The organism is Nonomuraea sp. NPDC051298 (genome assembly GCF_055586305.1).
In genome coordinates, this window is sequence record NZ_JBVJIM010000010.1 from 1 (window position 1) to 22,965 (window position 22,965).

The 22,965-nt window shown below is 68.7% G+C and carries 20 protein-coding genes and 2 tRNA genes; 10 read left to right on the forward strand and 12 right to left on the reverse strand.

The window, feature by feature from the left end:
- The 3 genes from ACZ6S0_RS26750 to ACZ6S0_RS26760 all read left to right on the forward strand — a co-directional run.
- Window positions 1–539, forward strand: a 539-nt coding sequence (locus ACZ6S0_RS26750; protein WP_465922061.1) for a tyrosine-type recombinase/integrase, incomplete at its 5' end; no start/stop codon positions are given.
- A gap of 386 nt (window positions 540–925) precedes the next feature.
- Window positions 926–1,396, forward strand: coding sequence for an HNH endonuclease (locus ACZ6S0_RS26755; protein ID WP_465922371.1), 471 nt, complete (start codon window positions 926–928; stop codon window positions 1,394–1,396).
- 153 nt (window positions 1,397–1,549) lie between these two features.
- On the forward strand, window positions 1,550–1,690 hold the full coding sequence (locus tag ACZ6S0_RS26760) for a hypothetical protein (RefSeq protein WP_465922062.1): 141 nt from the start codon (window positions 1,550–1,552) through the stop codon (window positions 1,688–1,690).
- Window positions 1,691–1,803: 113 nt separating this feature from the next.
- Here the strand turns inward: ACZ6S0_RS26760 and ACZ6S0_RS26765 are convergent.
- The 9 genes from ACZ6S0_RS26765 to topA form a co-directional block, all read right to left on the reverse strand.
- Window positions 1,804–1,880: transfer RNA gene (locus ACZ6S0_RS26765), tRNA-Thr, on the reverse strand.
- Between the two features lie 170 nt (window positions 1,881–2,050).
- Complete coding sequence (locus ACZ6S0_RS26770) at window positions 2,051–2,926, reverse strand: PSP1 domain-containing protein (RefSeq protein WP_465922372.1); 876 nt, start codon at window positions 2,924–2,926, stop codon at window positions 2,051–2,053.
- A gap of 119 nt (window positions 2,927–3,045) precedes the next feature.
- Window positions 3,046–4,152 carry a permease-like cell division protein FtsX gene (locus ACZ6S0_RS26775; protein ID WP_465922063.1) on the reverse strand — a complete coding sequence of 369 codons (1,107 nt, stop codon included), beginning with the start codon at window positions 4,150–4,152 and terminating at the stop codon, window positions 3,046–3,048.
- The gene (locus tag ACZ6S0_RS26780) at window positions 4,149–4,676 is read right to left on the reverse strand and encodes a SigE family RNA polymerase sigma factor (protein ID WP_465922064.1); all 528 of its coding nucleotides are present in this window, start codon (window positions 4,674–4,676) and stop codon (window positions 4,149–4,151) included. Before ACZ6S0_RS26780 ends, ACZ6S0_RS26775 begins: the two co-directional genes overlap by 4 nt.
- A 113-nt stretch (window positions 4,677–4,789) precedes the next feature.
- Window positions 4,790–5,965 (reverse strand): DNA polymerase III subunit delta', encoded by a 1,176-nt coding sequence (locus ACZ6S0_RS26785; protein WP_465922065.1) that lies wholly within the window; start codon window positions 5,963–5,965, stop codon window positions 4,790–4,792.
- A 69-nt stretch (window positions 5,966–6,034) separates the two neighbouring features.
- Complete coding sequence (tmk, locus tag ACZ6S0_RS26790) at window positions 6,035–8,077, reverse strand: dTMP kinase (RefSeq protein ID WP_465922066.1); 2,043 nt, start codon at window positions 8,075–8,077, stop codon at window positions 6,035–6,037.
- Between the two features lie 141 nt (window positions 8,078–8,218).
- The gene (locus ACZ6S0_RS26795) at window positions 8,219–8,776 is read right to left on the reverse strand and encodes a helix-turn-helix transcriptional regulator (protein WP_465922067.1); all 558 of its coding nucleotides are present in this window, start codon (window positions 8,774–8,776) and stop codon (window positions 8,219–8,221) included.
- 75 nt (window positions 8,777–8,851) lie between these two features.
- On the reverse strand, window positions 8,852–10,156 hold the full coding sequence (locus ACZ6S0_RS26800; protein WP_465922068.1) for a metallophosphoesterase: 1,305 nt from the start codon (window positions 10,154–10,156) through the stop codon (window positions 8,852–8,854).
- Window positions 10,157–10,252: 96 nt separating this feature from the next.
- On the reverse strand, window positions 10,253–12,955 hold the full coding sequence (gene topA, locus ACZ6S0_RS26805) for a type I DNA topoisomerase (protein WP_465922069.1): 2,703 nt from the start codon (window positions 12,953–12,955) through the stop codon (window positions 10,253–10,255).
- 189 nt (window positions 12,956–13,144) lie between these two features.
- Between topA and ACZ6S0_RS26810 the strand changes: the two genes are divergently transcribed.
- Window positions 13,145–13,330 (forward strand): DUF5703 family protein, encoded by a 186-nt coding sequence (locus ACZ6S0_RS26810; protein WP_103957247.1) that lies wholly within the window; start codon window positions 13,145–13,147, stop codon window positions 13,328–13,330.
- A gap of 117 nt (window positions 13,331–13,447) precedes the next feature.
- On the opposite strand, the gene ACZ6S0_RS26815 is transcribed toward ACZ6S0_RS26810, so the two are convergent.
- Window positions 13,448–15,568, reverse strand: a complete 2,121-nt coding sequence (locus ACZ6S0_RS26815) for a chaplin family protein (protein ID WP_465922070.1) — start codon at window positions 15,566–15,568, stop codon at window positions 13,448–13,450.
- 467 nt (window positions 15,569–16,035) lie between these two features.
- Window positions 16,036–16,674 carry a hypothetical protein gene (locus ACZ6S0_RS26820; protein ID WP_465922071.1) on the reverse strand — a complete coding sequence of 213 codons (639 nt, stop codon included), beginning with the start codon at window positions 16,672–16,674 and terminating at the stop codon, window positions 16,036–16,038.
- 402 nt (window positions 16,675–17,076) lie between these two features.
- Here ACZ6S0_RS26820 and ACZ6S0_RS26825 point away from each other — a divergent pair.
- From ACZ6S0_RS26825 to ACZ6S0_RS26840, 4 genes are all read left to right on the forward strand, one after another.
- Window positions 17,077–17,162: transfer RNA gene (locus tag ACZ6S0_RS26825), tRNA-Leu, on the forward strand.
- 634 nt (window positions 17,163–17,796) lie between these two features.
- Window positions 17,797–18,600, forward strand: coding sequence for a tetratricopeptide repeat protein (locus ACZ6S0_RS26830; protein WP_465922072.1), 804 nt, complete (start codon window positions 17,797–17,799; stop codon window positions 18,598–18,600).
- A 401-nt stretch (window positions 18,601–19,001) separates the two neighbouring features.
- Window positions 19,002–19,181, forward strand: coding sequence for a hypothetical protein (locus tag ACZ6S0_RS26835; protein ID WP_465922073.1), 180 nt, complete (start codon window positions 19,002–19,004; stop codon window positions 19,179–19,181).
- 85 nt (window positions 19,182–19,266) lie between these two features.
- Window positions 19,267–19,842: a GNAT family N-acetyltransferase gene (locus ACZ6S0_RS26840; protein ID WP_465922074.1), complete on the forward strand. Its 576-nt coding sequence runs from the start codon at window positions 19,267–19,269 to the stop codon at window positions 19,840–19,842.
- A gap of 294 nt (window positions 19,843–20,136) precedes the next feature.
- On the opposite strand, the gene ACZ6S0_RS26845 is transcribed toward ACZ6S0_RS26840, so the two are convergent.
- A complete protein-coding gene (locus tag ACZ6S0_RS26845; protein WP_465922075.1) occupies window positions 20,137–21,090 on the reverse strand; it encodes a helix-turn-helix transcriptional regulator in 954 nt (317 codons plus the stop codon).
- A 269-nt stretch (window positions 21,091–21,359) separates the two neighbouring features.
- On the opposite strand from ACZ6S0_RS26845, the gene ACZ6S0_RS26850 reads away from it, so the two are divergent.
- Both ACZ6S0_RS26850 and ACZ6S0_RS26855 read left to right on the forward strand, forming a co-directional pair.
- Window positions 21,360–22,415 (forward strand): hypothetical protein, encoded by a 1,056-nt coding sequence (locus ACZ6S0_RS26850; RefSeq protein ID WP_465922076.1) that lies wholly within the window; start codon window positions 21,360–21,362, stop codon window positions 22,413–22,415.
- Window positions 22,416–22,527: 112 nt separating this feature from the next.
- The gene (locus ACZ6S0_RS26855) at window positions 22,528–22,953 is read left to right on the forward strand and encodes an organic hydroperoxide resistance protein (RefSeq protein ID WP_465922077.1); all 426 of its coding nucleotides are present in this window, start codon (window positions 22,528–22,530) and stop codon (window positions 22,951–22,953) included.
- The last annotated feature ends 12 nt before the right edge of the window (window positions 22,954–22,965 follow it).

The window sequence follows — 22,965 nt, forward strand, 5'->3', positions numbered from 1 at the left end:
GCCGGCTTCGCACTCCTCCGCCATCGCATCCTGCTCGGCTAACCGCGGTCCGTCACCACCGAAAGTGGGCCAGAGCCGATCACTGGACAGACCCGCGTGTCGAAGGCACCACGAAGAGCGGGAGGACTCGCGTGGTCAGCATCGACGACACCACGGCGACCGAACTCCGCGAGCACCAGAAGGCTCAAGAAGCCGAGAAGGCCCGCGTCGGCGACTCCTGGAAGGGCATCGACGACACCGTGTTCACGACGGCCTGGGGCGGCTCCATCTACCCCACGACCGTCACGGGCCTGCCGCGCAAGCTCATAGAGGCCCATAACAAGACCACCACCGACCCACTACCGATGATCCGCCTGCACGACCTACGCCACGTACACGCGACCCTGCTGCTCCTGGCCGGCGTCCCCGTACACGTCGTCGCGGCCCGCCTCGGCCACGCCGATCCAGCCATCACCCTACGCGTATATGCCCACGTTATTCGCTCAGCAGAGACCGCTGCGGCCGAGATCTTCGCATGTGCTCTCGCTGAAGAGCGGTGAGGCTCCGGTCAGCCCTCGCGGCAAGCCGCGGCAACTTCGACACGGATTTGCCTTGCCGCGGCTTGCCGCGGCAAGGCAAATCCGTGTACGCTTTAACTCGTTGGTGCGGTTCACCCGCGTACATGTCTCAGGAGATCAGAATGGACGCCGATAGCGCTCAAGCCCCTCCGAGCTGGCGTCATGACGGCCTTGGGGTCATGGTTCGCGCGGCCTTGTGGCTAAGTCAGGAGGTTGGCGAAGGCAACGTTTTTACGAGCGAGCAGCTACGTGATGCATTCCCTGGCGTGAGCCAGGTCAGTCGACGTTTGCGCGACCTCCGCGACTTCGGGTGGCAGATCGAAACCCCACGGTCAGATCCGAGCCTTGGAGCCTCTGAGATGCGCTTCATGGCGGCAGGCGATCCTGTTTGGGAGCCTGGTCGGCGAACCAAGCACACAAGCCGCTTGACCCGTAACCGTCCGGACCGCCAAGCGATCTTTGAACGCGATGGCTTCGTCTGCGCCCACTGCGGCCTGAGGGACGCTCCTCTGGAAATTGCTCACCTAGTGCCCATACCTGCTGGCGGGAGTGATACTCCCGACAACATCATTACCTTGTGCGCCAACTGCAATGCACAGAGGGCCCGACGGTCACTAACGCTGCTCCGCGTGGAGGATGTTTGGACGAAGGTGCAGAGCCTTTCGCCACAGGATCGAGTCCGCCTCCTCGCCTGGATCGCTGCGAATGGAAAGCCAATGACGCCAGTCGAGGAGGTATGGACGAGCTATCAACGCCTAACACCGCAAGACCGCAACGCCCTGGCACACCGCCTAGGGGAAGCAGTTATCGACCAAACTTCAACCGCGTCAGACGACTGACAGCTCAGACTCCGCCGGCCCCTGCAGCGCCTACCAAAGCATGAGCAGAGACCGGCGGGGGCCACAACCCCTTCGAGAGGCAGGCAGCCCCCATCCATGATGACTCATCGGCGCCCTGAACGCCCACCCGCCCCACGAGGATCCCGTTCCCTCGTGATCATCATTCTCGTTCTGACCCTGAGCTTTCAGGTGGGCTACAACCCGGATGAGATACGCGAAATCCTCGCAACCGTTGTCATAGCACTCGCCGCGTTGGCTGCTGTCGGCATCCTTCGCAGCCAGCCCAGCGACTGAAGGCAGGCAGTTGTCGGCAGCTCCAGACCCGCATCATGGTGCTGCTGACCAAGGCGTGTTAGCAAGAGCGTTAGCAAAAGGCCCCTCGCGATCATCGCGAGGGGCCTTTGACCTGGAGCCGCCTTGGGGATTCGAACCCCAGACCCCTTCATTACGAGTGAAGTGCTCTGGCCGACTGAGCTAAGGCGGCATCTGCCGTGCAGCGTGAACGAGTCTACAGGAGCCCGAGGGGTTCTCGCTCCTCCCGATCACCCGATGCCCGGACAGAACGACCCCACCCGGGACTCGACGCGGTTCCCCTCGCGCTACCCGTGCCCTGTGGACGGAAAGGTGGACGGAAAGGCAGACGGAAGGCAGTCGCTAATCCGTGTCCCCGCCACCGGTCCGCGCGCCAGGCGTGCCAGGCGCGCCAGGCGCACCCCCCTCGTACGCCGAGTCGTACGCCTTCCTCGGCCCGCACACACTCGCCCTGGAGCAGGCGCACCGTCGCCCCCCATCGTTGAGCCGCACCACCACGGAGTCGGAAGGAACGTTGTGCCCCACCACCGTCCCGGCCCCCTGGGGAGTCTCCACGGGGGCCCCGACCCGGGGTGCGGAGGCGCGGAACTCCTGGTACAGCGGGTGCTCGTACTTCAGGCAGCACATCAGCCGCCCGCATGCCCCCGCGATCCGCAGCGGGTTGACCGGCAGGTCCTGGTCCTTGGCCATGCGTACGGAGACCGGTTCGAAGTCCTTCAGGAACGTGGCGCAGCACAGGTCGCGGCCGCAGGGGCCGATGCCGCCCTGGAGCCGCGCCTCGTCCCTGGGCCCGATCTGCCGCAACTCGACCCTGGCCCGGAGGTTACGGGCCAGGTCGCGCACCAGGGCGCGGAAGTCCACCCGGTGCGGCGCCGAGAAGTAGACGGTGTACACGTTGTCGTGGTCGAGGTAGTCGATGCCGACGACCTTCATCGGCAGCGTGTGCCGCTTGATCAACCGTTTGGACACGCTGCGGGCCTCGGCCCGGCGACGTTTGTTCGACTCGTCGCGGGCCAGGTGCTCCTCCTCGGCCGGCCCCGCGCACACCGGCAGCCCGTCGATGTCCTCGCTCGTGTACTGCGGCGCCCACACGCACTCCGCCACCTCGGGACCCGAGTCCGTCGGTACGAGCACCTTGTCGCCCACCTTGGGGCTGTGCCCGCCGGGATCGAGGTAGTAGAGCCTCCCGTAGCGGGTGAAGCTCACGGCCATGATCATTCCCATGAGCTCGAGCTCGCCTCCTGACGCGGCCTAGGGGATTACTTGCGGCCTCCGTTCACACATTACGTGCGTCCGCGCGCCAGGAGTCAGGGGTGAGCGGGCGGATGTTCGCCGGATCAGTCGCCGACGGGGCAGATCTTGCCGTCCGGCAGGACCACCCCGAACTTGGCCATCAGCGCCAATTCGTCGGCCATGCACGACTGGTCAACGACCTGGGCCACCCCTGGCTGCTTCCGCAGCTTCTTGATGACGTCCCGCGACGAGGACTGCTGCTTCAGTTTGATCTTGAAGGCTTCCGGCATGTCCTCCACCTTGGTCGCCTTCACAAGTGCCGGGTTGTTGTCCTTGAACTGCTCCCGGAAGTTCTGGTAGGCCTCCGCCTCGGTCTCGAAGACGGCCTGGTCGACCCCGGGCGTCTTCCTGATCAGCTCTTCGAGGGCCTTCTTCTCGGCAGCCGTCGCCCCCTTCCCCTCCTTCGTCGCCTTGGCGTCGAGGCCCTTCCCGCTCATGCTTCCACCGCAGGCAGGCATGGCCGATCCCTCTTTACACAGGAAGACACTGATCCCCCACTTGAGCTCGGCCGCGGTCTGCACCTCTGGTCCTACTATGGCGTGATCCATGACTTCCCAGATCCCGGCCACCGGCACCAGGTCTCGCGACACCCCCTTCCTGTCAGCGCCCTTCTCGAACGTCACCCTGAACGACTGCGGCAGATCGATGATCTGCACCTCGTCCAGCACCGCCTGATTGTGCGCGAAGGTCTTCTTGAGGTCTTCGTAGGCGTTCGCCTGATCCACCAGGTAAACGTCCCGGACCTGAGGGAACGCCTTCAGCTTGCGCTCGATCGCCTCGACCTCCTCAGGAGTGACGCTCCCCTTGCACCTTTCTCTCTGGGGAGGCGCTTCCGTCGGGTCCGCTCCCTCCGTCGCCACTTCCTCCGAGTCCGCCTTCAAACAGAGGAAGACGGCCATTTCGGCGTCTTCGTCCAGCACCGAGGACGGGCTCATCGCCACCGCGCCATCCACGTCGCCACCCTCGGCAGCCACCACGGCGAAGGTCGTGGCGCCCGCGAGCACCACCGCCGTCGCCGCGGTCACCAGCCGCAGGTTCATCCGGACCCCCCGCCGTTCCTGCGCCCGCAGCGGACGCAGCGTGCCGGAGTCCACCGTCGCCCCCGCGCCACCAAGGGCCTCCCTGAGCCTGTCTTCCACAGGGCTGTTCATGAATCCTCCCCAAGCATCCGGCCGAGGGCCGCCAGCCCTCGGGTGATCGTGGACCTGACCGTGCTCGCGCCGACCCGCATCGCCTCGGCGATCTCCTGGTCGCTGAGGTCGAAGTAGTAGCGCAGCGTCAGCGCCTCCCGCTGTCTGCGCGGCAGCCGGTGCAGCGCGAGCAGGATCTCCCGCCGCTCCTCGCCCAGCAGCGCGGCGCTCTCCGCCGACCAGACAGGCGGTTCGTACGGCACCGCCCGCCGGAACACGGTCGCCCGCCTGCGCAGCACCGACCGGCACCCGTTGAGCACCGCGGAACGCACATAGGCCAGAGCCTTGTCGGCATCGCGTAACTTTCCCCAGCCGGCATGCGCCCGCGCGAACGCCTCCTGTACGACGTCCTCGGCGCTCGCCTGATCGCCGACCATGATGAGGGCCAGCCTGACGAGACCCACATGGTGCTCGGCGAAGATCGACGCAACATCGACACGTTGGCGCGCGAGACCTTCTCGCTGGGTGAGTAGTTCGACTTCCACGTAACAGAGACGCCTGACGGGCCCGTCTGCTGCTCGGGCCACCCGATTATCTTCCGCCACCCACGAAGGGCCTGGTCAACGCCCAGATCGAGGGCCGCCGCCAGAGCAGCGCCTCAGGGCCGCAGCGCCAGCATCATCGCCTCGACGGCCATCTGCGGATTGACGTTCGCCGCCAGCCGCTCCCTGCACAGCATGATCTCGTCGATCCTGCGCAACGTCTCCTCGGGCGTGGACGACTTGGCCAACTGGTCCAGATCGAAGCGGAGGTCGTCGTTGGCCAGCTCGACCCCGGCCGCCCCGAACTGCATCGTCAGCACGTCCCGATAGAACGACACCAGCTCCAGCAACGCCGCGTCCAGCGAGTCGCGCTTGATCCGGGTGGCCCGCGACTTCTGCCGGTCCTCCAGCTCTTTCAGCGCCCCGGCCCCGCCGCGTACCAGCCCGCGGTTGAGCCCCTTGCCGGTGGACCCCTCGCCGTACAGCTTGCGCAGCTCCGACGTCTCGCTCTCGTTGAGCGTGGCCGTGGCGGCGGCGGCCTCCTCCTCGGCCGTCTTCACCAGCCGTTCGGCCGCCGAGATGCACTCCCCGACGCCGGTCAGCGAACGCGGGATGCTCAGCACCGCCTCCCGCCGCCGCCTGACTCCCTCGTCGAGAGCCAGGGCGCGGGCCCGGCTGATGTGCCCCTGGGCGGCTCGGGCCGCGAACCTGGCGGTCTCCATCGGAACGCTGTCACGCGTGGCCAGCACGTGCGCGACGGCGTCGGTGGCGGGCGTGGTCAGGTTGACCAGGCGGCAGCGGGACCTGATGGTGATCATCAGGTCGTCGGGGGCGGGCGCGCACAACAGCCACACCGTCCGCGGCGGCGGCTCCTCGATGGCCTTGAGCAGGGCGTTGGCGGCGGATTCCGTGGCCCGGTCGGCGTCCTCGAACAGGATGACCCGCCACCGCCCCTGCGTCGGTGCCCCGGCCGCGCGCAGGATCAGCTCACGCGTCTGCTTGACGCTGTAGGACAGCCCTTGGGGACGTACGGACTCCAGGTCGGGGTGTGAGCCGATGAGCACCTGGTGGCACTGGTCGCAGTGACCACAGCCACCGTCGGGGCACAGCAGCGCGGCGGCGAAGGCGCGGGCGGCTTCTTCCCGCCCGGAGCCGGGCGGGCCGGTGAACAGCCAGGCGTGCGTCATGCCGGCGCCGCGCCCGCCCGCGACGACCTCCCCGGCCGCCGCCGCGGCCCGCGACAGCACGGCTGTCGCCTGGTCCTGCCCCACGAGGTCATCGAAAACCGTCACGGTGCAAGGCTAGCCGCGTTTCACCGCGTTCCGGTGGGGTCTCTGCGACAGGAGGCGCCGGTGGTGCGGCTAGTCGCGGATCGCGGGCATCGTGCCCGTGATGTCTTCTGACTCGCGCGGCACCGGGTCGGGCAGGATCTCCCGGATCCGGTCCTGGATCTGCCGGGTGATCACGTCTTGCGGCTGCGTGCCGTCGACCACCAGGTAGCGGTCGGGGGCCGCCGCCGCCAGCGCGCGGAACTCCTTGCGTACCCGCTCGTGGAACTCCAGCGGCTCCGACTCGATCCGGTCGGCCGCCCCGCCCAGCCGGGCCAGGCCCACCTCGGGCGGTGTGTCGATCAGCACGGTCAGATGCGGCACCAGCCCGCCGGTGGCCCAGGCGTTGATCTTGGACACGTCTTCCGGATCGAGCGCCCGCCCCGCCCCCTGGTAGGCCAGCGAGGAGTCGACGTAGCGGTCGGTGACCACGATCGAGCCCCGGTAGAGGGCCGGCCTGATGACCTTCTCCACGTGCTCGGCCCGGTCGGCGGCGTACAGCAGCGCCTCAGAGCGCGCCGACAACCCGCGCTCGGCCGCGTCGAGCAGGATGGCCCGCAGCCGCATGCCGACCTTGGTCGAGCCCGGCTCGCGCGTCTGCACCACGTCGTAGCCCTGGTCGCGCAGCCAGATGGAGGCCATGCGCGACTGGGTGGTCTTGCCCGACCCCTCGCCGCCCTCGAACGCCACGAACAGCCCCGGCACGTGCTCGGCCGCCGCGGCGGGGAACCGCTCGCCGCGCACCGCCGCGAGCAGGTCGGCCGCCAGGGAGACGCCCGTCCTGTCGTCCATGTGCCGCAGCGCCAGCCCGCCGACGGCCGTCGCGAGCACCCCGCCGATGATCAGCACCAGGTTGGTGCCGTCGAAGCGGTAGCTGAACTCGCCCCACTGCAGCACGTGGACGCCGAACAGCGCGGCCAGCGGGTTGGCCACCGCGACCACGAGCAGCAACGTCACCCGCGCGGTGGACTGCAGGAACGAGAACGTACGGCCCCGCAGCCCGTCTTCGACCTCCAGCCCGATCAGCGTGTAGCCGATGATCCAGGCGATGCCCGCGCAGGCCCCCAGCGCCACGGTCAGCATGACCACGATCACCAGGTTGTGCACCAGCGCGATGGCGACCAGCACCAGGCCCGCGACCGTGATGGCCAGCCCGAACAGCCGCCGCCGCGACAGCTCGCGCAGCAGCCTGAGCCCGAAGAACATGCCCAGCGCCATGCCGACGAAGACGGCGCCGAACACCACGCCGTACGCCGCGTCGCCGCCGCCCAGCGCCTCCACGTAGATCCTGGCCACGCCCACCACGGCCCCGCCCGCCGCGAACGCCCCGAGCATGCCGATGACCAGCCCGCGCACCAGCCGGTTGCCGCCCACGAACCGCCAGCCCTCGACGACCTGCTTGAGCACGGACGGCGTGGAGATGTGCCCGTTGCGCTTGGGGATGTCACGCAGGGTGAAGATGAGGACGGCCGACACGAGGTAGGCGCAGGCGTTGACGATCAGCGCCAGGCCGGTCACGTCACGGCCCGACAGGAACGGCACCAGGCCGGTGACCAGGTCGCCCGCCACGGACAGCGCGGCGAACAGCATGGCGGCGACGGGCGCGGTGCCGTACGTGACCAGCAGGTTTAGCTGGTTGGCCGACTCGAGCTGCGCCTTGGGCACCAGGTTGGGCACCGTGGCATCCTTGGCCGGGACCCAGAACAGGTTGACGCACTCGACCAGGACGGTCGCGATGATCACCCACTGGTAGCTGTTGACGAACGGGATCGACAGCACCACCGCGAACCTGGCCAGGTCGGCCGAGAACATGGTCAGGCGCCGGTCGAACCGGTCGGCGAACACTCCCGCGAGCGGCCCGAGCAGCACGGCCGGCAACATCTTGGCGATGAACACACCGCCGACGGCCAGCGACTGCACCCGGTAGTCACCCTGGGTGAGGTTGCCCGCGAGGGCGGTCAGCGCCAGCAGGTTGAGCCAGTCGCCGAGGCTGCAGACCGACATGGCCATCCAAAGCCGTCGGAACGGCGCATTGGCCAGCACGTGGGCCGGGCGGCTTCGGCCAAGGACAGTCATGATTTCAGCGTATCCAGGTGTTGACCAGAAGTGGGTGGACATCAGACGAGCCGGATATTCCCGGCTGCCCGTGGCTGAGGGTATTACGGGAACGGGCCCGGGCGCAGGTTACACCCCTGGAATAGGCCCCCAAAAACATCATCAATTCATAACTCCGGCCTCTTGTCGCGCCTCTTCCACCAATGGCCGCCACTGGGCGCGGATCTCGTCGGGCAGCACCAGCTCGTCCCACAGGTCGATCAGCAGCACCCCGTCGACGTGATCGAGCAGCTCATCGGGGTCGCCCTCGCACAGCAGCGCGGTGTAGGCGACCCGCCGCCCGTCACGGTCGGCCAGGTCGTGGACCCGCTCGCCGACCCGCACGAGCCCCAGCGCGCCGGCCACCGGCAGCCGCGGCAGCCTGCTGGGCACGTGGAACGCGCGCCCGTCGCGGGCCACGTGCGCCACGCACTCGATCTTGGCCTCCAGCACCAACCGGAACCCGGCCGCGTCGAGGATGCGCCCCGCAGTCTCGAGCGTAGGCGACTTCCTGCCGTGCTCGTAGGCCGACAAGGTCGTCCGCGACGTGCCGCTCACGCTGGCCAGCGCCTTCTGGTTGAGGCTGGCGGCATGCCTGGCCTGCCGGAACAGCAGCCCGCCACGCCTGGCCCACACGGCGACCTCTTGCCCGAGCGTGTCCTCCATCGGCGAGGAGACCAATGCCCACCTCCGTAAGGTATCCGGTCGGATACTCTACGCCAAGATGGCATGCCGTGACTACCGCATTACGAAAAGTCAGCTACCCAATTCAAGCATCGTGATCTCGGGTGGCGCACCCACACGTACCGGCGGGCCCCAGAATCCCGCGCCCCTGGTCACGTAAACCTGCACGCCGTTCACCCGCGCCAGCCCCGCCACCACCGGCTGCTGCAGCCCCACCACCAGGTTGAACGGCGCGATCTGACCACCGTGCGTGTGCCCGGAGAGCTGCAGGTCGACGCCGTGCCGCGCGGCCTCCTCGATCTGGATCGGCTGGTGGGCGAGCAGCACCGTCGAGCGGCCGGCCGCGACTTCGGCGGAGCGCCCGCCAAGCGCCTTGCCGAAGTCGGGGCCGTCGCCGCTGGGGGCGCCGCCGACGTCGTTCACGCCGGCCAGGTCGAGCACGGCGCCCTGGTGCCGGATCTCCACGCGCTCGTTTCGCAACGAGCGTACGCCCAGCTCGCCCAGCTCCTCGATCCACTCTCCGGGGCCCTCGGGCGCGAAGTACTCGTGGTTGCCGGTCACGAAATAGGCCCCGTAGCGGGACTCGAGGTGCCGCAGCGGGCGGGCCAGCGCCCCGAGCTGGGCCACCGACCCGTCCACCAGGTCACCCACGATCGCCACCACGTCGGCCTGGAGCCCGTTGATCATACGGACGATGCGCTCGGTGTGCCCGACGCCCGTGAGCGGCCCCAGGTGGATGTCGCTCACCACGGCGAACCGCAGGCCGCCGAGGCGCGGGTCGAGCTTCGGCAGCGTGACCTTGACCGGCTCGATCACGGGGTCGCCCAGCGCGCTCGTCATGCCGTAGCCGACCGTCCCCAGAGCGCCCACCCCCGCGACGGCCGCGGTGGTCCGCCCGAGGAACAGCCGCCTGCTCATGGGCGCGGCCCGCTCGACGGCCCCGGGCTCGGGCGCGGCCGGACCACCGTCAGGCGCCGCCGCCCCCGCCGCCGCCCCGACCGGCTCAGGAACCCCGACCGGCTCGGGAACCACCACCGGCTCGGGAACCACCACCGGCTCGGGAACCACCACCGGCTCGGAACCGCGCTCGCCCCTGCGCAGGAACGCCGCCACGACGGCCCTCGGGATCTCCAGCACCGCCAGAATGACCACGAGGTAGAACATCAGCGCCAGCCAGACGTAACCCGGCCAGGCCAGCCAGCTCTCCAGCCCCATCCTCGTGCCCACGAACGTCGTCACGAGCACCAGGAGCAACACGAGCAGGCCCCAGGTCATGGCCCTGCGCGCGCGTCCGGGCGCCGTCGTGTGACGCACCAGCCGGCTCCACAGGTACCAGTGCGCCAGCAGGACCCCGGCCACGAAGATCAAGACGAACACACAACCGATGGTACGTCCGGCGACCGCACCGCGGCGGCCGCCGGACTGTGACCTGAAACGCCCTCGTGGAGCGACCTGAGACGCCCCTGCGGAGCGCTACGACTTCGCGGCCGGCTTCTTCTTCGCCGGGGCCTTCTTCGCGGGCGCCTTCCTGGTCGTGGTGGTGGCGGCCTTCTTGGGCGCCGGCGCCCGCTCACGCCGCTCGGCCAGCAGCTCGGCGGCCCGCTCGATCGTGATCTCCTCGACCGTGTCGCCCTTGCGCAGCGAGGCGTTCGTCTCCCCGTCTGTCACGTACGGCCCGAACCGCCCCTCCTTCACCACCACCGGCTTCTTGGAGTTGGGGTCGTCGCCCAGCTCACGCAGCGGCGCCGCGGCCGCGGCCCGCCCCCGCCCGCGCTGCTTCGGCTGCGCGAACAGCTCCTTGGCCTGCTCGATCGTGACCGTCAGCAGGTCGCCCTCGGAGGCGAGGGAGCGCGAGTCGGTGCCCTTCTTCAGGTACGGCCCGAACTTCCCGTTGTGCGCCACGACCTCCTCGCCCTCCAGGTCGCCCACGACCCGCGGGATCGACAGCAGCTTGAGCGCGTCGTCCAGCGTGATCGTGTCCAGCGACATGGACTTGAACAGCGAGCTCGTACGCGGCTTCGGCGCATCGGCCTTCTTCGTACGCCGCTTCGGCGTCTCCTCCTCGGCGGCCGGCTCGGGCAGGACCTCCGTCACGTAGGGCCCGTAGCGCCCGTCCTTGGCCACGATCATGTGCCCGGTCGCCGGGTCCTTCCCGAGCTGCCGGTCGCCCGTCGGCCGCGAGAGCAGCTCCTCGGCCTTCTCGGCCGTCAGCTCGTCGGGCGTCATGTCCTCGGGCACGTTGACGCGGGTGCCGTCCCTGTCCAGGTAGGGGCCGTAGCGCCCGACCCGCAGGACGATGTCGGAGTCCTTCACCGGGAACGAGCTGATCTCCTTGGCGTCGATGTCGCCCAGGTCGGTGACCATCTCCTTCAGGCCCTCGTCGCCGTCGGTCCCGTAGTAGAAGCGCTGCAGCTCGGGCACGCGTTCGGCCCGGTCGTTGGCGATGTCGTCGAGCACCTTCTCCATCTCGGCGGTGAAGTCGTAGTCGACCAGGTTCCCGAAATGCTGCTCGAGCAGGTTGACCACGGCGAAGGCCAGGAACGACGGCACCAGCGCCGTGCCCTTCTTGAACACGTAGCCGCGGTCGAGGATGGTCCCGATGATCGAGGCGTACGTCGAAGGCCGCCCGATCTCCCGATCCTCCAGCTCCTTGACCAGCGACGCCTCGGTGTAACGGGCGGGCGGCTTGGTCGAGTGACCGGCCACCTCGAGCCGCGTCGCGCTGAGCGGGTCGCCCTCCGCGAGGTTCGGCAGCCGCTTCTCGGCGTCGTCGCGGTCGCTCGACGGATCGTCGGCCCCCTCCACGTACGCCTTCAGGAACCCGTGGAACGTGATCGTCCGCCCGGACGCGCTGAACTCGACGTCCTCGCCGGCCGACGACCTGCCCGCCACCTTCACGGTGATCGACTCGCCGACCGCGTCCTTCATCTGGGACGACACCGTACGCTGCCAGATCAGCTCGTACAGCCGGAACATGTCGCCCGACAGCCCGGTCTCGCCCGGCGTGCGGAACTCCTCGCCCGACGGCCGGATCGCCTCGTGCGCCTCCTGGGCGCTCTTGACCTTGCTGGAGTAGACGCGGGGCTTGTCGGGGACGTACGCGGCGCCGTACAGCTTGATCGCCTGCGACCGGGCGGCCGCCACCGCCGTCTCCGACAGCGTGATGCTGTCGGTACGCATGTAGGTGATGAAGCCGTTCTCGTAGAGCCGCTGCGCCACCTGCATCGTGTACTTCGCCGAGAACCCCAGCTTCCTGCTGGCCTCCTGCTGCAGGGTCGTCGTACGGAACGGCGCGTACGGCTTACGCGTGTACGGCTTGCGCTCGACGGACTTGACCGCGAACGACACCCCCCGCAGCCGCCCGGCCAGCGCCCCTGCGTCGGCCTCGGACAGGTGCAGCACGTTGGCGTTCTTGAGCCGCCCCGTGCTGGCGAAGTCGCGCCCCTGCGCCACCCGCTTGCCGTCGACCCCGGTGAGCGTGGCGGTGAAGTCGCGCGGCCGCTCCTCGGGCTTGTCGGTGTCGAACAGCGCCTGCAGGTCCCAATAGTGGGCGGGCGTGAACGCCATGCGCTCCCGCTCGCGCTCCACCACCAGCCGCGTGGCCACGGACTGCACCCGGCCGGCCGACAGCCGCGGCTTGACCTTCTTCCACAGCACGGGGCTGACCTCGTAGCCGTAGAGGCGGTCGAGGATGCGCCGGGTCTCCTGGGCGTCCACGAGGCGCAGGTTGAGGTCGCGGGGGTTGGCCACGGCGTCGCGGATCGCCTGCGGGGTGATCTCGTGGAACACCATCCGGTGCACGGGCACCTTCGGCTTGAGCACCTCGCGCAGGTGCCAGGCGATGGCCTCGCCCTCGCGGTCTTCGTCGGTGGCCAGGTAGAGCTCGTCGGCGTCCTTCAGTAGCTGACGCAGCTTGGCGACCTGTGATCGTTTGTCGGGGTTGACGACGTACAGTGGCTCGAACTCGTGCTCGACATTGACCCCCAGCCGCGCCCACGGCGCGCCTTTGTACTTCTCGGGGATGTCATCGGCCTTCTCCGGCAGGTCGCGGATGTGTCCGATGCTGGACTCGACCATGTAGCCAGCACCGAGGTAATCCCTGATCGTCTTCGCCTTGGCGGGCGACTCGACGATCACCAGGCGTGTTCCGCCGGTGCTGCCGTTCTGGGCTGGCACGCTGCTTCCTACCTCACTGTTCGCTTGCAAATCCCCCTGCCGGGAGTCGGCACAGACTGAAAGGTAACCCGACTCGCGGAAATTTCCTTCCCCCGGGCTACCCACTAGCTTCCGGGTCCATCCACAAGCACGCAGAATAAGGCCCATCGAGCGGCATGGCGCCCTGACTCACCCTGGAGACTAATCGTTGTGCTCGACTACTCCTACATGGATATCTTCATTCCGCGCGACCTCACTCGCGAAGCAGCACGTCAACTGCTGACCGAACACGCAGAGTACGGTCAGTGGGAGCTGGCACGCGTCCGCGTCCACCCCGACGGCAGCCGGCACGTACGCCTGCGCCGCAAGATCATGCGAGTACGCAGGACACTTTGACGCGGACATGACTTTGCCCGCCCCGGGCCGCGCCCCCGGAACGGGCAAAGCGTCTAGTGCTGACTACTCACAGGCTGTGAGCAGAAGTCGTGCCGTGTTACGTACTTTCCGATTCCCTTACTTACGGCCGAACCGGAACCGGCGGGCCGTCGCGAACATCGTCGCCGAGGCGGCCAGCATCGCGCCGAGCGCGAGCGCGAGCAGGGACCCGGAGTTCATCCCGGTGACGCCGGCGGGCTGCTCGGCGCTCATGAGGCCGATGTCGCCGACCGGCAGGCTGCGGGCGGCCGAGGAGACCGCGCCGCCGGCCGGGGTGGAGGCGAGCAGGTCGGTGGCCGGGTTGAGCGCGGACACCGGGCCGGCCGAGGTGGTCCGGCGCCGGTTGTCGGCCGCGGCGAGCGCGGTGCGCTTCGGCTGGGCCGGGGTCAGCGCCTGGCCGGGCAGCCCGGGCAGCTCGGGGAGCTGCGGCAGGCCGAGCGTCTGGGAGACGTCCTGGACGACGGGGAGCTGGTGCTGCCCGACGCCGCTGACACCACTGACACCACCGACGCTCTCCAGAGGGTGGGTGGCGTTGCCCACCCCGGCGCCGTCGAGCTGCTTGGAGACCTCGCCGAGGTTGCCCACGCCGGGGAGCCGGCTGGTCAGGTCGCCTGTGCTGCCGAGGCCCTGCACCTGCTGGGCGACCTCGCCGACCTTGCCGCCGACCCCCTCGGCCCCGCCGAGCAGCGGCAGCGCGGGCGTGATGGGCAGCAGCCCGCCCTTGGCCGCCGCGACCTTGGTGTTGGCGCGGGCGAAGCGCTCGAACCCGCCGGGCCGCTCGTATCCCGGCTTGCCGACGTGCGAGCCACCCAGGCACCCGGCGGCGGCGTCACCCAGCACGGCCGCGGCGTTGCCGCAGATGTTGATCGGAGCGGTGATCGGCGCGACCACCTGGTTGCCGCTCAGCACGCCACCGGTGCCCGACGTACGGTTGCCGCCCCCGCCGACGCCCTGGTGCGGCCAGACGCCCGCGCCGCCCTTGCAGTGGGCCTGCGAGCGGCCCAGGACGGCCGCGGCGTTGCCGCAGACGTTGATGGGCGCCGTGATGGGCGCGATCACCTGGTTTCCGGCCAGCACGCCACCGGCGCCCGACGTACGGTTGCCGCCCGCGTTCCTGCCGGGGTTCTTCGCGGTGGCGCCGCCCTTGCACCCGGCGAACGCGTGCCCCAGCACCGCCGCGGCGTTGCCGCAGACGTTGATCGGAGCGGTGATCGGGGCCACCGCCTGGTTGCCGCTCAGCACGCCGCCCGCACCCGACGTACGGTTGCCGCCCGAACCGTGCTGCGAGACCTTGGCCCCGCCCTGGCACCCGGCGGTCGCGTTGCCGACGGCGTTGCCGCAGGCGTCGATCGGCAGGCTGATCGGCGCGACGACCTGGTTGCCGCTGCCGACGCCGAAGCGCCCGTCGGTGTCGTTGCCCGTCGAGCCCGCGGTCACGTGCCGCGCGTGGTAGCGAGGGCCGGAGCCGCCGTCGTTCGTGACGGACGAGCCGCCCTGGCAGCCGGAGAACGCCCGTCCCAGCACGGCCACCGAGTTGCCGCAGATGTCGATCGGCGCGCTGATCGGCGCTATGACCTGGTTGCCGCCCAGCACGGACCCGTTGCCGGACGTACGGTTGCCGCCCGCGCCCACACCGGTGTTGTGGACGGTCGCCCCGCCCTTGCAGCCCGCCGTCGCGTCACCGAAGATCGCCACCGCGTTGCCGCAGGCGTTGATCGGGGCGCTGATGGGCGCGGTGATCTGGTTGCCGCCGAGCACGCTGCCGTTGCCCGACGTGTGGTTGCCTCCCGCGCCGCCCTTGCCCTGGGTACGGACGGTCGCCCCGCCCTTGCAGCCCGCGTCCGACTTGCCGAAAAGGGAGACGGCGTTGCCGCAGGCGTTGATCGGGGCGCTGATCGGCGCGTTCACCTGGTTGCCGCCGAGCACGCTGCCGTTGCCCGAGGTCCTGTTGGGGATGCCGGGACGGCCCGAGTTCACGACCTCGGCGCCGCCCTGGGAGGTCGCCTCCGACTTGCCCGCGCCTGCGATGGCGTTGCCGCTGATGTCGATCGGCAGGGAGATCGGCAGGTCGACCTGGTTGCCGCCGCCGACGGACCCGTCGCCGGAGGTGTCGGCCAGCGCGGTACCGGTGCCGCCGAACGACATGACGGCCACGGCGAGCAGGGCCGCGGGGCTCGTTGCCTTCGCCCACGTACGCATGATGAATGCTCCTACTGGTTCTTGGGGGGATTACCTGAACGGTTCGCGGACAGCCCGAGGCCGTTGGAGATGTCACAGGAGACGTCACAGGAGACGTCACGCGATCTCACGTGATGTCGTGAGATTTCACACGATCTCGCCGCGCACGACGCCACCGCGTGAAGTCGCTCGCGTGATGTCGTACGTGCGCCGCCGCTCGCGCGATGTCATTCGCTTGATGACATTCGCGTGATGTCTTGAGGTCTCACCAACAGCGGAGACCTCGAGGCTCGCGAACCAACCGAACTGACGTGTTCACCCGCGGGCGGAGGGGCTCAGACCACACTCCGCCGCTGGCTTGAAATGCGCCACCGACCTGGCTTGGGGCTCAGAACCTGCTAGGACTCCGAGCTCAGGATGAGTGAGCCGCCGTCGTACTTCGCACTTCGGTGTACTTCGGTCGGCCCCGGCCGGCGTGCGCGCGGGGATCAGTCAGGTGAGAACGATGGGTCGTCCGCCGCTGTGCGGACGACCGGGGGAAGCAGACGCGCCAGAGGGGCCCGCCCGGCCTGGAGCCGCGGGTCGAACACGGACCTCGCGACGTCCCCGGCCGCGGACCCGAACGGCCCGTTGCCACCGCCATTGGGCACCAGACCATTGGTGTCCAGGATCTTTCCTGCGCTGGAAGGTGTTGGCAGGCCAGGATCCCGCTGGCTGTTGAGGCCGTCGACCGTACGCCCCGCCATGGCCTCAGCGTTGTCGACCGCCACGCCCCGACCGGCCCCGGCACCGCCGGACACCACGGGACTACCGGTTACAGCCTGGGCGCCATCAGACTTCATGGCGTGATCGGATGGTGATGCGGAGGACTCGTGTGCGACGACCCCGGACTCGGACGACCCGGCCGCCTCCGCCGCCATGCCGTCTACCGCCGCGCCTGTCGCCGCGGTGGAATCCGCGGCCGCCGGAGCGGCGGTGAGCATGCCGAACAGAACCGCGAGCAACCACCCGGCGGCCACCAGGGCGCCGATCGTGACAGCTCGCACGACGACCCGACGGGCACCGGCCGCGAACCGCGCCATCCGGACGGCCCGATCGGTGGTCACGCCCTGCGCCGGGAAGGTCACGCGCGGGCGGCAGACAGCACGGGCCGTAGCCCTCAGCCGTCGTACCGCCTCGCACGCCATGCGCCCTCCTCAAGAGTCCAGAACCGGCCCCACATCATGAGGCCGGTCCGTGGACTCACCCCTCAACGGTCCGTAACCGTAGCACCACCCAAGGTTGCCGCAAGAGCTTTTCACCCGAGACCCAGAAATTCACCAACTCCCCACCCACCAAACCACCCCCAACCACCGCATCCACCCCCCTCCGCCCCACGAAACCCCCATCAGAAGCCCCCGCCACCCCCATCCCCCGGACGTCAGAACGGCTCGCCGACCGAGCACGGATTTCTTGGTATGACGCACTCCTCAGAGTTTGCTAACCTTACTGAGCCGACGCGGGATGACGGTCCCACGTGCAGGCACCACGTCCGGGTGGCGGAATAGGCAGACGCGCTAGCTTGAGGTGCTAGTGCCCAGTGATGGGCATGGGGGTTCAAGTCCCCCCTCGGACACGCTTTCGTACATGATCGTCCAAGCTCAGCTTGGGCGATCACTGCGTTTCTGGCCGTTCACAGGTCAGACGCAGGCCGAGTTCGCCGTACAGGCATCGCGGCCCATGCACCAGAGTTGGGTGCCCTCACCTTGGAACGCTTTGTGGATCCTCAGGGCTGGACTCTCGTCCCCGACGAGCAGACGCTCCGGCCGTACAAAGCCGAACCAACGCTTCGTGAGCATCCCGCAGGGACTCTCCGGAGGATCAACATATGGTTCGAGCCGGATCTTCGCGGCAACAACGCTCCGCAGCCACATAGTCATCCTTGGCCGTTCGTGGCGCAGGTGTTGGCCGGAGGGTATACCGAGCACCGAAACACCCTCATCGACGGCAGCGTGGATGTGACCAAGGCAGCCCATCGGCCCGGCGACACCAACGATCTCCCTCGCGATCTCTATCACGAGGTCACCGAGATACACAGGGAGCCGGGCCGGACACTGACCCTGATGGTCGCCACAGCGCCAGGCGTGCGGAGAGGTTGGGCTATCTCGGGGTCAACACCGGTAGCTACGCTCCGGCTCCGCCGCCCGCTGGGGCGTTCACGGCTGCTTTGAGTGCTCTGAGCCCTCACCTCTGCTAGCTAGAGTCCTTGCATGCATCTGGACGAGGGACGAAGAGCCGTCGAAGTCGGGGACTGGGTAGCTGCGGGGCACGCCTTCGTCCGGGCCGCCATGGAGGGCAGTGCGGAGGGCGCCGAGCTGGCGGCCCGCGTTACCCCCGAGCTCGTACCGCTGGCGGACGGCGGGTCAGCGGAGGCCGCCGCGCTGCTCGCCGGGATCTATCTGGAGTATTTCAGCGAGTCGGCCCTGCCCTTGGCTGTATCGTACGCCCGCGCAGCGGCCGAGGCCGGACTCCCGGCCGGGCAGCGCACCTACGGGCACATGCTGGTGATGGGCCTCGGTGTCGAAGAGGACCACGAGCGTGCCGCCGAGCTTTTCCGGGCGGCCGCCGAGGCCGGGGACGCCTACGGCCGGTTCAACCTTGCACAACTGATTGACGACCCCGACGAGTCCCTACGACTGCTCGAGGCTGCCGCGCGGGAGGGGATCGTCGTCGCCGGTGTCGTGCTCGCCGACCGACTGTCGGCGCTGGACCGGGACGAGGAAGCGCTGGGCTGGTACGTCTGGGCTGCCGAGCGCGGGCATACAGGGGCGATGAATGCCGCCGCCTGCTGGTACCGCGACGGATTCGGCACCGCGCCGGACCCGGTGCAGGCGGTGCGCTGGTTCTTCGTCATGCTCGCGCACGGCGATGGAAACGGCATCCACGAGGCGATCCAGTTGGTGACGGCCGGGGCCCTGGACGAGGAGCAGATTCGCGAGGCCGGGCGGCTCGCCGGCGATCCAGGGGCGGCGGAGGCCCTGATCGACACGGTACTGGGCAGTGGCCGAGCCTAACGCTCTGGCTAGGTGTGGGGGCGGTCGCTCTTCTGAGACCAACCAACGCGGACGAGTTGCCTTCGGCCGCGTTCCCACGGACGGGCTCTGCCTGGATCCGCCCGGCGACCAGAGCCGGGGCAGCGCTCGCCTCAAGGGCGGCCCGATGCTGGGCGAGCTTGCGATCGCACTCGGCGATCTGACGGCGTGCCACGGCGAAGGCTTGGGCCTCCGGCGGGACCAGATCCTGCGCTGCCGCCAGAACGTCGAGAGTCTGATCGACGTTGTGCGGCGCGAACAGTCGGCCGAGCCAGCGGTCCAGTCGCAGGACGACACGGTCTTCTCGCAGATAGACGTTGCGGGGATGCATGATGTGGTTGGCCAGGGCGTACTCCTCGGGGAAGCGGCAGCGGTAGTTGGGCGTGTCGTTCAGGGCAGCCGTCTCGCAGTTCCGGGCACCGTGCCAACTGGTCGAGATCGAGGGTGCACAGCACGGCTTCGCCGTGCACGACGACCCGCACTATCCGAACCCACAGAGCCAGGAGTGGCAGGACTCCGTCATCCGTACGGTGGCCGAGTGGCTGAGACAGGAGCACCGCTAGAAGCGTGGGTCAGTAATGGATTGTCCGCAGCCGAGGCTGGATCGCGGGGTCTCGGCTGGGCCTTGGGCTGGCTAGGCTGCCCGTCATGGATCCTGCCATGACCAGCGGAGTGACCACTGAGCTCGCCATCCTTGACGCCATGAAGCTGACTTCCGATCCGGAGCTGAAGGTCCGGTTTGCGGAGTCGGCCCACCAGATCCTGGCAGACCTGGTCAGTGGAGGCGCCGCGCTGGGCTGGGTGGAACCACCCACGCTGGATGAGGTGGCGGAGCTTCTTGGCCACGTCGTCTCTGCGGTGCAGGCCGGGGATGCGGCTCTGCGTGTCGCATACCTCGACCATCGGCTTGTCGGGTTGGGGTACTGGCTCCGCTACGGCCGACCGACCCACCGGCCACACGCCGACCTGGAGAAGATCGCGGTAGATGCTGCCGCCCATGGTCGTGGGGTCGGTCGGGCGCTGACCGCTGCTTTGATCGCTGACGCACGGGAGGCTGGTATTGAGGTCCTCACCCTGGACGCCCGTGGCGACAACACCAATGCCCTGCACCTCTACCGGTCGCTGGGCTTCACCGAATATGGCCGTCTGCCCGGTTTCGTCGCCGTCGACGAACACCGCTACGACAAGGTCTTCTACATGCTGGACTTCCGCCGACAAGGCTGACCACTGCCGCACACGAAGGCCCAGCAGCGCCCCACTCGCGTTCGCGATCTTTCATGCGAGATGACCTCGATATGTGTCGAGTAGAAGCGGTCCGCCCCGGAGACCCTTGTCACCGCGCTCTACGTGAGATCGATGACGAGACCGAAGGAACCCGACACACGGGCAGGTCGCCCCTGTCAATCCCAGAAAGCGTGGAGACGGTTCTATGCCACAGCGGTCCTCAACAGGGCCGATGAGGCGTGTCTCTTCTGGATCAGGTGACGTGTGAGTCGGGTCGGCGACGCCAATGCCTCATCACGCCTGAGCTGCGGTCAAAGTGCTCTCCCCGGCCTGGTATCCCGGGGATCCGGCAGTCTCGGTCCGCCCTGCCTGGGGTACGGGCCGGACAGCGCTGGGAGTGCCGGTCTGGGCGAGAAGGCTCAGTGCTGCCGCTGACCCGGTGCCGGCCTCGGCGGTCGCCACGATGATGCGCTGGCCGTCCTCCTGCGGGACGTTCAGGGTCTGGAGATTGAGCTGCATGCGGCCTACGAGTGGATGGTGCATGCGGTAGGTCGCGAGGTCCCACTTCCTGACCCGGTGCTCGGACCACATGCTGGCGAACTCCGGGCTCTTCATGGTCAGTTCGCCGATCAGCGCGGCCATCCGGGGGTCGTCCGGATGCTGCCCGGCGGCGAGCCGTAGTTTCCCCACCACGTCCCTGGCCTTCTTCGGCCAGTCCTCCACGTACAGGTCGCGCGTGTGCGCGTCCAGGAAGACCAGCCGGGCCGTGTTCGGACGCTGGTCGGGCTGATCGGGGATGTCCGGGTCCAGGTGCCCGGCGAACAGTGCGTGTCCCGTACGGTTCCAGGCCAGTACGTCGCTGCGGCGGCCGAGCACGACCGCGGGCGCGTCACCGAACGCGGCGAGCAACTGCTGGGTCATGGCTCCCGCTCGCTCCGGCACCGGCCTGCGCCGGGTGCCGGTACGGCGCGAGGCACCGGCCAGGTCGTGCAGGTGGGCCCGCTCCACCTCGTCAAGACCGAGCGCACGAGCCAGCGCGTCCAGCACCTCCGGCGACGCGTTGAGCGAGAGCCCCTGCTCCAGACGCGTGTAGTAGGACAGGCCCACCCCGGCGAGCTGCGCCAACTCGTCACGGCGCAACCCCGGCACACGACGACGCTCCCCGAAATCCCGAAGCCCCACATCCGCCGGCTGCAACTGCGACCGGCGCATCCGCAGGAACTCCCCCAACCCCGTCTTCGTGCTCATGAACCAAATTATCGAGCACCGGAACGACAGGCAGCCTGACCCCGCCAGGGGCAGGCTACGAACAGCCGACGGCAGCAAACTCGACGCCACGAGCAGAACGCGGTACCGGCTCCGTACGCAGTGCCGGTTCCGGAACAGCACATCAGCGCAAGCCGGAACCTGACACGGCACCGGCTACTGCTCGACCCGACCCCACTTGGACACGGCAACCCCGCCGATGCCCGGCGCGCACCAGGCCGGACATCGCCTTCAACAAGGAAGAACGTCCCATGAAGCCGAAGCATCTCGCGGCCGCCGCCGCCCTCACCGCCATGACGGTCCTCGGCACCACGCTGGCCGGCACCACCGGCGCCCTCGCCACTACTGACCAGCACGCCACCGCCAGCCAAACCCGTCAGACGGCGCCCGTCATCGAGGCCAAGGGGCCGGGAGTCTTCCCCCACTCCGCGGACTACTACCCCGGCTCCCGGAAGTTCGTCACGGGTTCGCTGGCGCACAGCACCATCTCCTCCGTCGACCAGAAAGGCAAGGTACGCGCCATCATCGAAGACAAGAAGCTGGTGTCCGTACAGGCCGTACGGGTGGACACCAAGAGGAACCGGATCCTGGCCGGCAACGTGGACTACGGAACAGCCGACCGCTCCAGCCCCGCCACCACATTCAAGGTCGCAGGCGTCGCCGCCTACGCCATCGGCAGCGGACACCGACTCTGGTACGCCGACCTGAACAAGGTCACCAACGACAACAAACAGCACCTCGTGGCCGACGTCACGATCGCACCGAACGGCACAGCATACGCCGTCGACCAGCTCTCCCCAACGATCTTCCGCATCGACCGCAACGGACAAGCCTCCGTCCTCCTGCGCGACGACCTGCTGGCCGGGAACGTGAACGTCCCGAACTTCCTGAACAACGTGGGCATGAGCGCCGTCACATGGATACCCGGCAACATCCTCATCATCGCCAAAGCCGACGGCAGCCTGATACGGGTACCGATCGACAACCCCCAGAAGGCCACCAAGGTCAAGCTCTCCAAGAACCTCAACGCCCTCACCGCAGGCATCCGGATCCTGCCGGACAAGTCGCTCGCCGTGGTCAGTAGCGGCCTGCTCACCGGGAAGGCCGCCATCGTGCAACGGGTCCGCCCTGACCGTGACTGGAAGTCCGCCACCGTCAAGGTCACCGACACCATCACCGACCCAGTCACCAGCTCCATCACACCCGGCCCCAATGGCACGACCTACACGCTCAGCGGCGGCCTGGCCGCCCTGCTGGCCGGCAAGCCGAACGACGGCTTCACGCTGCGCCCGGTCAACGTGCGCTGACCCGTACCACCGCTCAGCCCCGACCCCTCTCTCCCCGGGCCAGTGCCGAACAAGCACCGGCCCGACCTTCCGCCCACCGTCATCCCTGACATCCGCGAAAAGGAAAAACACCATGTCTGAGCTGTACGCCACCGAGGCCCTGTCGACCGGTGACGGCCGCAACGGCCAAGTCCGGTCCCTCGACGGCGTCCTGAACGAAGCCCTCGCGATCCCGAAGGAACTGGGCGGCCCCGGCGGCGACAAGACCAACCCGGAGCAGCTCTTCGCCGCCGGATACGCCGCCTGCTTCCACAACGGACTCCGCCTGGTCGCGAAGGGGACGGGAGTCGAACTGTCCGAGTCGACCGTGCGGTCGAAGGTGAGCCTGTTCCCGACGGGGACCGGTGGCTTCGCCCTCGCCGTGGCGCTGACAGCCCACCTGCCCGGCCTGGAGCAGGCCACCGCCGACGAGTTGATGAAGGCCACGCACCAGGTGTGCCCGTACTCCAACGCCACTCGGGGCAACATCGAGGTGGCCCTCGAGGCCGTGGTCCAGTAGGGGATCTCGGAC